Genomic DNA, 13,744 nt, shown 5'->3' with positions numbered 1-13,744 from the left:
TCTAGCCGTGGTAGCCGCGGCGGAGCAGCTCGGTGATCTCCGCCAGCAGCGGCATCCTCGGGTTCGTGCGGTTGTCGAGGTCCTGGAAGGCCGTGAACGCCAGCTCCGGCAGGGCGGCCTCGAACTCGGCCTCGTCGACTCCGGCCTCGGCCAGCGTCCGCGGCATCTCCACGGTTCGCAGCAGGACGTCGACGGCGTCGAAGAGGCGCTGCCGGCTGGTCTCGGCGTCCCGACCGCCGAAGATCACCCGGCCGAGGATCGCGTAGCGCTCGGGGGCGACGTAGGCCGAGTAGCCGGGTGCGGGCATGAACTTCGTGGGCAGGCTGCTGTTGTAGCGCAGCACGTGCGGCAGGAAGATCGCGTTGGCCCGGCCGTGGGCGATGTGGAAGCGGGCCCCGACCGCGTGGGCGAGGGCGTGGTTCACGCCGAGGAAGGCGTTCGAGAACGCCAGGCCCGCAAGAGTGGCCGCGTTGGCCATGTCGGTGCGCGCCTGCAGGTCGGCGCCGTTGCGGTAGGCCTTCGGCAGGGCGTCGAAGATGAGCCGGGCCGCCTGGACGCAGAACGCGTCGGTGTAGGGGGAGGCGAAGATCGAGACCGCCGACTCCAGCGCGTGGGTGAGGGCGTCGACCCCGCTGTCGGCCGTCACCCGCGGCGGCATCGACACGGCCAGCAGCGGGTCGACGATCGCCATGTCGGGCGCCAGGCCGTAGTCGACGAGGGTCTCCTTGCGCTCGCCCACCGTCACGATGGCTGCCGGGGAGACCTCGGATCCGGTGCCGGAGGTGGTGGGCACCGCGACGAGCAGCACCGGGTGGCGCGCGTCCTTGGGGTAGTCGGCCACGCGCTTGCGCGGGTCGAGGAACGGCAGGGTGAGCTCGTCGAGGTCGGTCTCGGGGTGCTCGTGGAAGAGGCGCATGGTCTTGGCAGCGTCGATGACCGACCCGCCGCCGACGGCCACGAGGAGGTCGGGCTGCACCCGGCGGAGCAGCTCCACACCTCGTCGGATGACGTCCTCGCCCGGCTCGGGCTCGACCTCGCTGAAGACGTGCAGGTGCTCGGCGCGCAGCATCGCCCGCACCTGGTCGACGACCCCGCGCTCCTCGCACAGGGCGTCCGTGACGACCACCGCGGTGCTGGTCTCGAGCTCCCTCAGGTTCTCCAGGGCACCGGCGTTGAAGAACGTCTGGGACGGGACGCGGAACCACTGCGGCGGGGTGCGCCGGCGCGAGAGCACCTTGACGTTGAGCAGCTGCCGGTAGTTGACGTTCTCCGTCGTGGACGAGCCGCCCCAGGTGCCACAGCCCAGCGAGAACGTGGGCGTGAGGTTGTTGTAGACGCCGCCGAGGGCGCCGACCGCCGTCGGCGCGTTGACGAGGATCCGGCCGGTCCGCAGGGCCTTGCCGTATGCCGCGATGACCTCGTCGTCGTTCGCGTAGATCGCGGAGGTGTGGCCCAGACCGCCGTGCTCGGTGACCATGACGGCGGCGGCGATCGCGTGCCCGGAGTCGGGGGAGCGCACGATGCCCAGCACGGGCATGAGCTTCTCCCTGAGCAGCGGGTGGGCCGACAGCGCCTTGAGGTCGCTCGGCAGCGGCGCGAGCAGCACCTTCACCGACGCGTCGACCTCGAAGCCGGCGCGCCGGGCGAGCTCGGGGGCGGGCTGGCCCAGGGCGGCGAGGTTGACCGGGTCGGCGCAGCCGAAGGCGAACTCTGCGAGCTGCTCGGTCTGCTTCCTGGTGAGCAGGTGCGCGCCCATCCGCTCGAACTCGGCCATGGTCTGGGTGTAGACCGGCTCGTCGATGATGCAGGTCTGCTCCGCCGGGCAGATCACCGAGGCGTCGAAGGTCTTGGAGATGAGGATGTCGACGACCGCGCCCCGGATGTCGGCGGTGTGGTGCAGGTAGATCGGCGCGTTGCCCGGGCCGACGCTCAGGGCGGGCTTGCCGGCCGCGTTGGCCAGCGCCACGATCTTCGGCCCGCCGGTCACCCAGATGAAGTCGACCAAGGGGTGCTTGAAGAGGTAGTGGGTCACCTCGCGGGCGGCGTCCGGGATGATCTGGAGCGCACCCGGCGGCATACCGGCCGACTCGGCGGCCTCGCGCACCACCTCGAGGGCCTCGGCCGCGCAGCGGGTGGCCATGGGGGAGGGGCGGAACAGCACGGCGTTGCGGGTCTTGGCCGCCACGATCGCCTTGTACAGCACGGTCGAGGTGGGGTTCGTGACCGGCGTGATGGCCAGCACCACGCCGATCGGGTCGGCGACGTACTCGATGTTGCGCTCGACGTCCTCGTCGATGACGCCCACCGAGCGCTTGTCCTTGAGGTAGTCGTAGAGGAACTCGGTCGCGACGTAGTTCTTGACCACCTTGTCCTCGAAGACGCCGAAGTGGGTCTCCTCGATCGCGCTGCGGGCCAGCTGCGGGGCGGCGCGCACGCCGGCGCGCACCATCGCGAGCACGATGCGGTCGACCTGCTCCTGGTCGAGCTCCCGGAAGCGACGGGCCGCCTCGGCCGCAGCGTCGACCACCGCGTCCACCTGGGCCCGGCGCTCGGGGTCGAGCAGGGGCGACCCCTGGCCCGGTGACGTCGGCGCGGGCGGCACCGGCCCGGTGGCTGCGGACACAGCAGGGGTGGGACTCGTCGTGGTCATGGGTCCAGCCTCGCCAGCGCTGGCTCCGGCGGACAGGGCCCTTCGCCCCGCTGGGCGGTGCGCCCACCCTCGATCGTTGCCAGACCGTGGCCCGGAAACCCCGTCCTCGCGGAGCCCGCGAGCCCTAGGGTTTGGCTGGTCGGACGGTGGATCTGCGAAGGAGGCTCGTCGACGTGTGGGCGGCCATCCGCTACCGCCGGGCGCAGGCAGCAGCCCTCATGCTCCTCTCGGCACTCATCGCCACCTGCGCCGCGCTCGCCCCGCTCTACACCCGGGCCCTCGAACAGGGTCTGCTGCGCCAGGCCGTCTTCGAGGCGGACCCTGCCGACACCGCCCTGACGGTCAAGGCCACCCGCACACCCACCGCCCCCGACCTGGCCCTGCCCCGCCTGTCCGAGGTCGTCCCCGCCGGGGTGCGTGAGCTGCACCAGCCCGGCATCGGCACCTACAACGGCCAGGTGGTCTTCCAGGTCTTCCCGAACCGGCCCGGTGCGCCGCTGGACCTCATCTACCGCGACGGCATGTGCGAGCACGTCCGCATCACCGCCGGCGCGTGCCCGGCAGCCAAGGGCGAGATCGCGGTGACGACGGCCGAGGCGGCCTTCTGGACGTGGGCGCCCGGTGACCGCTTCACCGTGACCGAGCGGGACGCCCCGACGGGAGCGGTTCCGCAGGCCCTCACCGTGGTCGGGGTCTACGAGCAGGTGCCCGACGGCGCCTACTGGATGCGCCTGAAGCTCGACGGCCGCTCGGGCGGCACCATCGACGGCGGAGACACGCCGGCCCTCGACTCGTGGATCACCGCAGCGCAGACCTTCGACGGGGCGTGGGGCAACGCGCGCCTGACCGTGCAGTACCCCCTGGACCGCGCAGGCCTCACCCTCGACGACGTGCCCACCGCGGCGACTGCCATCGCGCAGACCCGGGCCGACTCCGGCTCGATCGAGGTCGAGAGCCCCATGGCCACGCTGCTCGCCGGCATCCGTGACGGCCAGCAGCAGGTGCGGCTCGTGGTGCCGCTGCTCATGGCCCAGCTCGCCCTCCTCGCCGCGGTGGTGCTGCTGTCGGTGGCCGCGGCCGCGGTCGAGCAGCGCCGCCCCGAGGTGGCACTCGCCCGCCTGCGCGGGCGCAGCCGCGACGGAGCGAGGTGGCTGGTCGTCAGCGAGCTGGGCCTGACCGTCCTGCTCGGCCTGCCGCTGGGCCTGGCCCTCGCGGTCGGCATCAACGAGGCCGCCCGACGGGTGCTGCTTCCACCGGGCGTCCCGTTCGAGTTCCCCCTCGGCGTCCTCCTCGCCCTGCTCGCCGCGGCCGCCGTCGGCCTCGGCGCGGTGTGGCTCGCCGCGCAACCCGTGCTCAGCGAACCCATCTCCTCGCTGCTGCGCCGGGTGGCCCAGGCCCGCGCCAGCCGGCGGCTTCCCGTGGTGGACATCGTGGTCGCCGCCCTGGCCGCGGCCGGGCTCGTCGGCCTCGCCACGACCTCGGACGCCGGACCGCTCGCGCTGGTGACGCCGACTCTGCTGTCCCTGGCCGCCGGGCTGGTGGTGGCGCACGTCGTCGTCCGCGCCGCCGCCTCCGCGGGCGCCACGCACGTGCGCCGCGGACGCGTGGGACCGGCGCTCACGGCATACCAGCTCGCCCGACGCCCCGCGGTGCGCAAGGTGCTCACCATCATCACGGTGGCCACGGCGCTCGCGGTCTTCGCCGCCAACGCCGTCACCGTCGCCGACCGCAACCGGGAGGCGAGGGCGCAGCTCGAGGCGGGGGCGCCGGTGGTGCTCCTCACCGACGCGGTGGAGCCTGCCTCGCTCCACCGCGCGCTCGCCGCGGTGGACCCCACCGGGGGCGACGTGACGCCGGTGGCGATCGTGCGCCCCCGCGACGTGTCGGCGACGGCCACCATCGCCGTCGTGCCGCGGGGCTTCGAGGAGGTCGCCTTCCCGCCACCGCACCAGGAGGCCCTGGAGCTGGCGGCGCTGGCGCCACCGGCCGTCGAGCCGGCGCGGCTCGACGGCAGCACGCTGAGCGTGACCGTCGAGCCGTCCCTCACCGTGACGGAGGCCGGTGGGGGAGCCCCGGCACCGGCCGGACGGGTGCTGCTCGGCATCGTCGTGACCACCCCTGACGGCCAGCGCCTGACCCGCGACCTGGGTGTGGTGCCGCTGGGCAGCCGGCGGCCGGTGGAGCTCGCCGCCCCCGTTCTGTGTCCGAACGGGTGCCGTCTCGACTCGCTCACCGTGCGGGCGGACCTCACGCCCTCGGGCCCGCGCGGCAACCCGTGGGAGGCCAACCGCCAGGAGAGCACGGCCGTGGCGCGGGGGCAGCTGGCGCTGTCGGGCATGGCCCTGGACGGGCGAGCGCTGGACATCGGTGAGGCCGACCGGTGGCAGCCCGCGCTGAAGGTCGATGCCGCCCCTGACGACCAGCTCCGGGCGGCGGACGGCTCGAGCGCCGACCGGCTCGTGCTCGACGTGGTCAGCTCCGGTGTGGTGCTCCGCCTCGCCCACGCCGACGTCCCGGCCAGCGTGCCGGCCATCCTCGCCGGGCCGGTGCCACCGGGCGGCACGGTGCAGCAGTTCACAGCCTCCGGCCTGGCCGGGCTGCCCACCACGATGACCCGGACCCAGGAGGCGCCGGCCCTGCCCGTGCTGGGCGAGCGTGGCGTGCTCGTCAACTACGAGACCCTCGGCCGGTTGGGAGGGCGCCTCGCCGGCTCGGGCAGCCTGCAGGCATGGCTGGGCAGCGACTCGCCGGCTCTGGTCGAGAAGGTGCGCAAGGGCCTGTCGGACAGTGGGATCAACGTCCTCAGCGTGCGCTCCTACGCCGAGGCGAAGCAGTCCTACGACCGCTCGGCCGCCGGTTGGGGGCTCCAGCTCGCGCTCGTGACCGGCGCCCTGGCGCTGCTCATGGCAGCGCTCGCCGTGGTGGTGGTCGCCGCCACCGGTTGGCGCGCGGTGGCGAGGGACTTCGCAGCGATGCGGATGGCAGGGGTCCCGCTGCCCGTGCTGAGGCGTGCCGCCCGCAGCGAGCAGCTCGTCGTCGTGGGCGTCGGGGTCGGCGTGGGCGCGGTCAGCGGACTGCTCGGCGCCCACCTGGCGATGCCCCTCATCCCGCTCTTCAACCGGCCGGCGCCGGTGCCCGCCCTCGACCTGTCGCCCGCCTGGCCCGCCGTCGCTGCTGCGACGCTGCTCGCGCTGCTGCTGCTCGGCGCGGTCGGGCTCGTCGTCGCGCGCTCGCTCGGCGGGCGCTTCACCCTCGCCCGGATCCGGGAGCTGCTGTGAGCACGACCCTGAACGCGCCGGCGGGCCTGACGGTCAGCACGACCGGGCTGGTGCACATCTACCGCGCGGAGGGGCACGACGTCGCGGCGCTCTCGGGCGTCGACCTCACCGTCGGCGCGGGCGAGATGGTCGGCCTGCTCGGGCCCTCCGGGGCCGGCAAGTCGACGCTGCTGACCCTGTTCGGCGGCCTGCTCCGGCCCAGCGCCGGGCGCATCCGGGTGGGTGAGCGCGAGCTGTCGACCATGAGCGAGGAGGAGCTCGACGAGTTCCGCTCCGCCGACGTGGGCCTGGTCCTCCAGGGTGCCGCCCGCAACCTGCTGCCCTACCTGAGCGCCCGGCAGAACGTGGAGTTCGCGCAGGCGGCGGCCCGGTCCCGCCGACGCGAGCTGCCCACTGCCGCAGAGGTGCTCGAGCTGGTCGGGCTCTACGAGCGCTCGAACGCTCCGCTCGGCACCCTGACACCGGGCCAGCTGCAGCTCGCTGCGGTCGCTGTCGCGGTGGCGACCCGCCCGGGTCTGCTGCTCGGCGACGAGCCGACCAGCCAGCTCGACCACGAGGCGCGCGACACCGTGCTCGACGCGCTGGCCCAGATCAACTCCGAAATGGGCACGACGGTCGTCGTGGTGACGCACGACCCCGAGGTGGCAGCCCGTATGCCGCGCACGGTCACCATCCGCGACGGCCGGGTCGGCGGCGAGGGCCGGGCGGGGCAGGAGTTCGCCGTGGTCGCAGCCGACGGGTCGCTGCCGCTTCCGCCGCACGCCATGGAGGCCTTCCCCCCGGGCGCCCTGGTGCGGGTGCACGAGGAGGGCGGTGTGTGGACGATCCACCGAGAGGACGGTCAGGGCGAATGAGTGCGGGAGCAGGTGCCCCGGCTGCGTCGACGGAGGTGGCGGGCGCGCTGGTGGAGGTCGAGGACGTGAGTGTTGCCTACGGGCCGGTCGTGGCGGTCAGCGGCGCGAGCCTGGTCGCGCGCCCCGGCCACCTCGTCGCGGTGACCGGGCACTCCGGGGCCGGCAAGTCCTCGCTGCTGTGGGCGGTCGCCGGAGCCGTGCCGCTCGCCGGGGGCGTCGTGCGCATCGGCGGGGAGGTGGTCCGTGATCGCGACCACGGTGCGGCGCGGTCGGCCGCGCTCATCCCGCAGGGCAACGGGCTGGCGACCATCCTGTCGGCCCACGAGAACGTCGTGATGGCGCTCGTGGCGGCCGGCGTCGGGGACGACGAGGCGGTGGCGCGCGCCGACACTGCGCTCGCCGCCGTGGGCCTCCACGAGTCGGGTGGCCACCTCGTCGAGGAGCTCTCGGGCGGCCAGCAGCAACGCGTCGCGGTCGCTCGCGGGCTGGCCCTGCAGGCGCGGGTGCTGCTCGCCGACGAGCCGACCTCCGAGCTCGACCACGACAACCGCGAGAAGGTGCTGGCCCTCCTGCGGGCGCAGGCCGACCGCGGGGCGGCCGTGGTGATGGCGACGCACGACCCGGAGGCGGCCGCACAGGCGGACAGCGAGCTCCACCTCGATGATGGACGACTCACGCTCGTGCGGTCGGCGCCGCACTAGCCTGTCGCCGTGCCGAAGCCGATCCGCCTGCCCTTCGACCCGATCACCCGGGCGGCGCAGCTGTGGACCCAGCGCTGGGGCCGCACCTCCCAGCCGCTGGCGATGGCCAGCGCCACCTCGATCATGCGCGTGCAGCAGCTGCTGCTCACCGAGTTCGACGGCCTGGTCGGCCGGCACGGGCTGTCGTTCGCCCGCTACGAGGCGCTGGTGCTGCTCGCCTTCAGCCGCGAGGGGCGGCTCAGCATGGGCAAGATCGGCCAGCGGCTCATGGTGCACCCGACCAGCGCGACCAACATCGTGCAGCGCCTGGCCGCCCAGGGGTTCGTCGAGCGGGTGCCCAACCCGCAGGACGGCCGCGGCACCCTGGCCGTCATCACCCCGGCCGGCCGCGACGCCATGGAGGCGGCCACCAGGGAGCTGGTCGAGGCGCGGTTCGGCCTCGGGATGCTGAGCCCCGCCGAGCACGAGCAGCTCTTCGAGCTGCTGCGCAAGGTGCGCGTGGGAGCCCACGACTTCGAGGCCTGACCCAGCGCCGCGGCATACCCGCGCCTCCGGCGCTCCTGCACCTTTATCGGGTGACCCGAGAAAGTTGTGGCGCCCATCGGGGTGGCACGACCCGGTTGGGGCGGCGGCCGTGACATTTAGTTGGACGTCCTAGTAAATTGGCGGCATGGCTGAGACCCCCGCTCCCGAGACCTCTGGTGCCGCCCGCTGGCAGGCCCGCTACGACGCCGCCGCGGCCAAGGGCCAGGTGCGCGACGCCGACTTCACCACGCTCTCCGGCATGGAGGTCGCCCCGGTCTACGGCCCGGCCGACGGCGCCGAGGTGCCCGAGTCGATCGGGTGGCCGGGGGAGTTCCCCTTCACCCGCGGGCTCTACCCGACCGGTTACCGCGGCCGATCCTGGACCATCCGGCAGTTCGCCGGCTTCGGCAACGCCGTGCAGACCAACGAGCGCTACAAGATGATCATGGCGCGCGGCGGCGGCGGCCTCTCGGTGGCGTTCGACATGCCGACCCTCATGGGCCGCGACTCCGACGACCCGATGAGCCTCGGCGAGGTCGGCCACTGTGGGGTCGCGATCGACTCGGCCAAGGACATGGAGGTCCTGTTCCACGAGCTGCCCCTCGAGGACATCACCACCTCGATGACCATCAGCGGGCCTGCCGTGCCGGTCTTCTGCATGTACCTCGTCGCCGCCGAGCGCCAGGGGGTCGACCTCGGGGTGCTCAACGGCACGCTGCAGACCGACATCTTCAAGGAGTACATCGCGCAGAAGGAGTGGCTCTTCGAGCCCGAGCCGCACCTGCGCCTGATCGGCGACCTCATGGAGTACTGCGCCGAGAACATCCCGGCCTACAAGCCGCTCTCGGTCTCCGGCTACCACATCCGCGAGGCCGGCTCGACGGCCGCGCAGGAGCTCGCCTTCACCCTCGCCGACGGCTTCGGCTACGTCGAGCTCGGCCTGTCGCGCGGCCTCGACATCGAGAAGTTCGCGCCGGGCCTGTCCTTCTTCTTCGACAGCCACGTCGACTTCTTCGAGGAGATCGCCAAGTTCCGCGCGGCCCGACGCATCTGGGCCCGCTGGATGCGCGACGTCTACGGGGCGAAGACCGAGAAGGCCCAGTGGCTGCGGTTCCACACCCAGACCGCGGGCGTCTCGCTCACCGCGCAGCAGCCCTACAACAACGTCGTGCGCACCGCCGTCGAGGCGCTCGCAGCGGTGCTCGGCGGCACCAACAGCCTGCACACCAACGCCCTCGACGAGACCCTGGCCCTGCCGACCGAGCAGGCCGCCGAGATCGCGCTGCGCACCCAGCAGGTGATCATGGAGGAGACCGGCGTCGTCAACGTCGCCGACCCGCTCGGCGGCAGCTGGTACATCGAACAGCTCACCGACACCATCGAGGCCGAGGCCAACAAGATCTTCGACCGCATTATCACCCTCGGCGGCAGCGACCTCACCAGCCAGGACACCGAGGCCCTGGCGGAGCTCGTGCGCAGCAACACCGGTGTCCGCGACGGCGGCAACTGGCCGATGACCAAGGGCATCCTGCGCGGTATCGAGGAGGGCTGGTTCATGTCCGAGATCGCCGAGGCCGCGTTCCAGTACCAGGTGGCGCTCGAGAAGGGCGACAAGAAGGTGGTCGGCGTCAACTGCCACACCGACTCGGTCAGCCACGAGCTCGAGATCCTGCGCGTCAGCCATGAGGTCGAGCACGAGCAGGTGGCCACCCTCAAGGAGCGCAAGGCCGCCCGCGACGAGGCGGCGGTGCGGGCCGCGCTGCAGCACATGGTCGAGGTCGGGCGCACCAGCGACAACATGGTCCCCGCCATGCTCGACGCCGTGCGCGCCGAGGCGACCCTGGGCGAGATCTGCGACGCGCTGCGCGACGAGTGGGGCGTCTACCGGGAGCCCGCCCGCTTCTGACGCCTGCCCCCTTCGCCGAGATGGCCCTCAGCCCCACCGCGCCCCGGCGTGTCGTGGGGCTGAGGTCCATCTCGGCGAAGCAAAGGGCAGGGGTATGCCGCGGGGTCACCTCGCGCCGGATGCGCCCCGAGTCAGCTCACCGGGGGCCGCAGCGGGTTGGTGGCCTGCCGCTTCGCGAGGAGCAGCCGGGCGTAGGCCACGTCGGCGAGCAGCTCGATGAGCCCGTCGACGAACGCTTCATCCGGGACCCCGGTGGCCAGCGACCGGTGCAGCACCGCCCCGACCACGACGTCGGCGAGCAGGTCGACGTCGGCCATCTCGGGCCGGATCTCGCCGCGGGCGACGGCGCGCTCGACCGATGTCGCCACCAGGGCGTGCAGCCGGGTCGAGAGCTGGGCGCGCACGACGGTGCCCACCCCCTCGGGGTCGCGGGCCGACTCGGCCAGCAGGGCGGCATACGCACCGCCGGTCGAGGGGTCGCGCAGCAGCCGCGCCGCCTCCTCGATGCCCGCCCGCATGTCGGCGGCGAGCGAGCCGCGGTCGGCGGTGTCGATGGTGTCGAAGGTCACCGCGACGGCGTGCACGGCCAGCTCCACCTTCGAGGGCCAGCGCCGGTAGACGGTGGTCTTGGCCACGCCCGCCCGCGCGGCGACCTGCTCCATGGTGAGCCCCCCGAGCCCCTGCTCCGCGAGCAGGTCGCGCGCCGCACGCGTGATGGCGTGCTCGGTCGCCGCCTCGCGGGGGCGGCCCGGGCGCCGGGCGCGGGAAGAGGGCTCACGTGACGTCATCCCGCCGATGATGCCACCAGCCGCACGCAAACGAGGGCCGCGATTTGGCCCTCCGGCGCGGTCTGGGTCATGGTGGAGGGATGCCGACCGCCCCCACCTGCATGGCGGCCGGCCCTCTCACGTAAGGAAGCAACCTGCAGTGTCACCAGTGTCCAAGCGGGCCGCGCTGGGCGTGCTGACCGCCGCGGGCCTCGTGCTGGCCGGTGTCGGCCTGTGGCTCCTCGCGCACCTCGGTCTCTCCGGCACGGCCACTTTCACGGCCACGCCCTCCAGCAGCCGCATCGTCGTGCTCGACCCCGCCGTGCTCAACCGCGTCGACAGCCCGGTGTCCATCACCGCCCGGGCGAAGGACGGGGGCGAGGTCTGGATCGGCCGCGGCACCCCGAGCGATGCCGCCTCCCTCGCGGGCAAGGCCGCGGCCACCTCCGTCACCGGCGTCTCGGTCGGTGGCTGGCAGCTCGAGACCGGGCAGCGGGGTTCGGGGTCCGCCCCGGAGCTGGCCTCCGCGGACGTGTGGCGCCAGCAGGCCAGCGGCAAGGGCAGCGCCGGCATGGAGGTGCGGCAGGAGGACGCGCCCGAGGCCGTCGTCATCGCGACCGCGTCGGGCAAGCCCGCCGACCTCGCCGAGCTCACCGTCGAGTGGGAGCGGCAGGCCTGGTCGGTGGAGGCCCTCACAGCACTGCTGCTCGGGCTGCTCATGACCGCGGCGGGTGTCGGGTTCCTGTGGCAGCCGGGCTCCGCACGCCGGCGGAGCGGAGCCGCTGAGCATGCCCGGCCCGACGCCCCTGCCCCGACCGCGGACCGGCCGGACGCCCCGACTGCCGTACTGCCGGACGCCCCGACCGCCGTACTGCCGGACGCCCCGACCGCAGCCGCCCGCCCCACCTCCGAGGAGGGACGCCCATGAAACCCCTGAACCGCATCGCTTCCCAGCGGCCGACGCGCCGTGCAGTGGCCGGCCTGACTGCCGGCGCCCTGACCACGCTCGCGCTCGCCGGATGCGGCGTCGGCGACGCCCTCGTCGGGGTGCAGGACGCGCCCCGCGAGGTGGGTGACACCGCGCCGGTCAGCGCGGAGTCCGCCGAGGCCATCGCGGCCCGCGTGCTGACCGACGCCGCCCGCGCCCGGGAGGCGTCGGGCGCCCAGGCCAAGGAGCTGCGGGCCAAGGCGCTCACCGGCGCCGCGCTCACCGTCGCCAACGCCGACAGCCGCCTCGCCAGGGCAGGCTCCACCGCCACCGAGCCGGTCACCAAGCCGGAGGCGCCGAAGGTGCTCGGCATCTCGCGTGGGAACGCGTGGCCGCGCGTCATGCTCGTGCAGAGCAGCCGTGAGGACGGCAGGACCGCCCTCAACCTGCTGGTCTCCGAGAGCGCCACCGAGCCGTTCAAGCTGGCATCCAGCGCTCCCATGCAGCCGGGCACGAGCGTGGCTGCCCTCGACAGCCTCGACCAGGGCTCGCCGCTGAACCCCTCTGGCAAGGGCCTGGCGATCACCCCGGAGGCGCTGCTGGCCGAGTACGCCGCGAGCCTGGGCTACCCCAAGGCCACGGCTGCGCCACACGTCAACCGCTCGGATGTCTTCGCCCAGTCGGTCCGGGCGAACGCCAGGTCCCAGGCGAAGTCCCTCTCGAAGCTGGCGACGCTGACGCAGAAGCACGTGCCCCAGCCGGAGAGCACGGTCGCCATCTCGCTCAAGGACGGGGGAGCAGTGGTCTTCGGCCTCCTCGAGCGCACCGACACGATCGCCCTGAAGCCCAGCGGCAAGTCCCTGACGCCCAGCGAGGACTTCCAGAAGCTGATCGGGAAGAAGGCCCTGGACGACCAGGCCCAGATGCGCACCTACGAGACCGTCGTGTTCACCGTGCCGCCCAAGTCCGGCACCGCGAGCCTGGTCGCCGTCGACGAGACGCTGGTCTCCGCGAAGGGCGAGTGACCACCCCGGTCCGACCTGCGGCAGAATCGGCCCCATGACTGAGCAGCCGTTCAACCCCAGCGCCCTGCGGGGCGCGGTCGACCTGTCCGGACTCCAGGCTCCCCGGGGAGGCGCCGGAGCCGCCGGCTCGGGAGCGGGCGCGCCGGGTGCCGCCGAGGCCGGTGGGCAGCGCGCGGGTGGCGGGCCCGGGGCCGCCGGCTCGAACCTCGTGGTGCAGGGCACGGACGCCAACTTCTCCGAGGTGCTGAGCGGCTCGGTCAGCGTGCCGGCCGTGGTGGTGCTCTGGTCCGCCCGCCTCCCCGAGTCGGGGTCCTACCTCGACACCGTCGTCGCGGTGGCCAACAGCTACGGTGGCCGCTTCCAGGTCGTCTCGGTCGACGTCGACGACAACCCCGGCCTGCTGCGCGCCTTCCAGATCCAGTCGGTGCCGGTCACCATCGGCCTCGTGCAGGGGCAGCCCGTGCCTCTCTTCGCCGGCGTCCAGGGCGAGCAGGAGATCCGCCCGATCATCGACGAGCTGCTCGCGCTGGCCGTCCAGCACGGCGTGACGGGCCGAATCGAGGTCGGCGAGCCCGCCGACGCCGAGCCGGAGGAGCCGCCGCTGCCGCCGCTGCACCAGGAGGCCTACGACGCGATCGAGCGCGGCGACCTCGATGCCGCTGCCGACGCCTACCGCAAGGCGCTGGCCCAGAACCCGGCCGACTCCGACGCCGAGCTCGGCCTGGCGCAGGTGGGGCTCATGCAGCGCACCGCCGGTGTCGACCTCCAGCAGGCCCGCCAGGCCGCCGCAGACAACCCGGGCGACATCGACGCACAGACGCTGGTGGCCGACCTCGACCTGCTCGGCGGCCACGTCGAGGACGCCTTCCTGCGCCTGATCGACCTGGTCAAGGCCACCAGCGGCGACGACCGCGAGCGCGTGCGCACGCACCTGCTCGAGCTCTTCGCGGTGGTGGGGCCGCACGACGAGCGCGTGCGCAAGGCGCGCGGCTCGCTCATGAGCGCGCTGTTCTGAGGCGGGCGCGGCGCCGGCGTCGGAGGCCACGCCTGGTCACCGACGCCCACCTCAGAGCCCCCCCGGCCGCCGATCTCTTGCGGAAATGCTGGGGC

The 13,744-nt window shown here is 73.5% G+C and carries 10 protein-coding genes; 8 read left to right on the top strand and 2 right to left on the bottom strand.

Features of this window, described 5'->3' with window-relative positions:
* Position 1: 1 nt before the first annotated feature.
* Positions 2-2,650, bottom strand: coding sequence for a bifunctional acetaldehyde-CoA/alcohol dehydrogenase (adhE, locus tag P0Y31_RS11830; protein WP_275869579.1), 2,649 nt, complete (start codon positions 2,648-2,650; stop codon positions 2-4).
* Positions 2,651-2,796: 146 nt separating this feature from the next.
* Between adhE and P0Y31_RS11825 the strand changes: the two genes are divergently transcribed.
* The 5 genes from P0Y31_RS11825 to P0Y31_RS11805 all read left to right on the top strand — a co-directional run bounded on the left by P0Y31_RS11825 (position 2,797) and on the right by P0Y31_RS11805 (position 9,914).
* Positions 2,797-5,928, top strand: coding sequence for an FtsX-like permease family protein (locus P0Y31_RS11825; protein WP_275869577.1), 3,132 nt, complete (start codon positions 2,797-2,799; stop codon positions 5,926-5,928).
* Positions 5,925-6,782 (top strand): ATP-binding cassette domain-containing protein, encoded by an 858-nt coding sequence (locus tag P0Y31_RS11820; protein WP_275869575.1) that lies wholly within the window; start codon positions 5,925-5,927, stop codon positions 6,780-6,782. The genes P0Y31_RS11825 and P0Y31_RS11820 overlap by 4 nt, the downstream gene beginning before the upstream one ends.
* Positions 6,779-7,483, top strand: a complete 705-nt coding sequence (locus tag P0Y31_RS11815; RefSeq protein ID WP_275869573.1) for an ATP-binding cassette domain-containing protein — start codon at positions 6,779-6,781, stop codon at positions 7,481-7,483. The genes P0Y31_RS11820 and P0Y31_RS11815 overlap by 4 nt, the downstream gene beginning before the upstream one ends.
* A 9-nt stretch (positions 7,484-7,492) precedes the next feature.
* Positions 7,493-8,008, top strand: coding sequence for a MarR family transcriptional regulator (locus P0Y31_RS11810; RefSeq protein ID WP_275869571.1), 516 nt, complete (start codon positions 7,493-7,495; stop codon positions 8,006-8,008).
* A gap of 145 nt (positions 8,009-8,153) precedes the next feature.
* Entirely contained in the window at positions 8,154-9,914 is a 1,761-nt protein-coding gene (locus P0Y31_RS11805; RefSeq protein WP_275869569.1) for a methylmalonyl-CoA mutase family protein, read from the top strand.
* A gap of 131 nt (positions 9,915-10,045) precedes the next feature.
* Here P0Y31_RS11805 and P0Y31_RS11800 read toward each other — a convergent pair whose 3' ends face one another.
* Positions 10,046-10,702: a TetR/AcrR family transcriptional regulator gene (locus P0Y31_RS11800; RefSeq protein WP_275869567.1), complete on the bottom strand. Its 657-nt coding sequence runs from the start codon at positions 10,700-10,702 to the stop codon at positions 10,046-10,048.
* Positions 10,703-10,841: 139 nt separating this feature from the next.
* On the opposite strand from P0Y31_RS11800, the gene P0Y31_RS11795 reads away from it, so the two are divergent.
* The 3 genes from P0Y31_RS11795 to P0Y31_RS11785 are packed head-to-tail and all read left to right on the top strand — an operon-like array spanning position 10,842 to position 13,649.
* Positions 10,842-11,609 (top strand): hypothetical protein, encoded by a 768-nt coding sequence (locus tag P0Y31_RS11795; protein ID WP_275869565.1) that lies wholly within the window; start codon positions 10,842-10,844, stop codon positions 11,607-11,609.
* Positions 11,606-12,634 (top strand): hypothetical protein, encoded by a 1,029-nt coding sequence (locus P0Y31_RS11790; protein WP_275869563.1) that lies wholly within the window; start codon positions 11,606-11,608, stop codon positions 12,632-12,634. Before P0Y31_RS11795 ends, P0Y31_RS11790 begins: the two co-directional genes overlap by 4 nt.
* A gap of 34 nt (positions 12,635-12,668) precedes the next feature.
* Complete coding sequence (locus P0Y31_RS11785) at positions 12,669-13,649, top strand: tetratricopeptide repeat protein (RefSeq protein WP_275869561.1); 981 nt, start codon at positions 12,669-12,671, stop codon at positions 13,647-13,649.
* The last annotated feature ends 95 nt before the right edge of the window (positions 13,650-13,744 follow it).

The organism is Knoellia sp. 3-2P3, from assembly GCF_029223115.1.
In the GTDB taxonomy this organism is placed as follows: domain Bacteria; phylum Actinomycetota; class Actinomycetes; order Actinomycetales; family Dermatophilaceae; genus Pedococcus_A.
This window is presented reverse-complemented; position numbering and strand designations above follow the sequence as displayed.

Coding starts and splice junctions, on each gene's coding strand:
- P0Y31_RS11815 (WP_275869573.1), top strand. CDS start 6,779: ATGAGTGCGGGAGCAGGTGCCCCGGCTGCGTCGACGGAGGTGGCGGGC.
- adhE (WP_275869579.1), bottom strand. CDS start 2,650: ATGACCACGACGAGTCCCACCCCTGCTGTGTCCGCAGCCACCGGGCCG.
- P0Y31_RS11790 (WP_275869563.1), top strand. CDS start 11,606: ATGAAACCCCTGAACCGCATCGCTTCCCAGCGGCCGACGCGCCGTGCA.
- P0Y31_RS11805 (WP_275869569.1), top strand. CDS start 8,154: ATGGCTGAGACCCCCGCTCCCGAGACCTCTGGTGCCGCCCGCTGGCAG.
- P0Y31_RS11800 (WP_275869567.1), bottom strand. CDS start 10,702: ATGACGTCACGTGAGCCCTCTTCCCGCGCCCGGCGCCCGGGCCGCCCC.
- P0Y31_RS11785 (WP_275869561.1), top strand. CDS start 12,669: ATGACTGAGCAGCCGTTCAACCCCAGCGCCCTGCGGGGCGCGGTCGAC.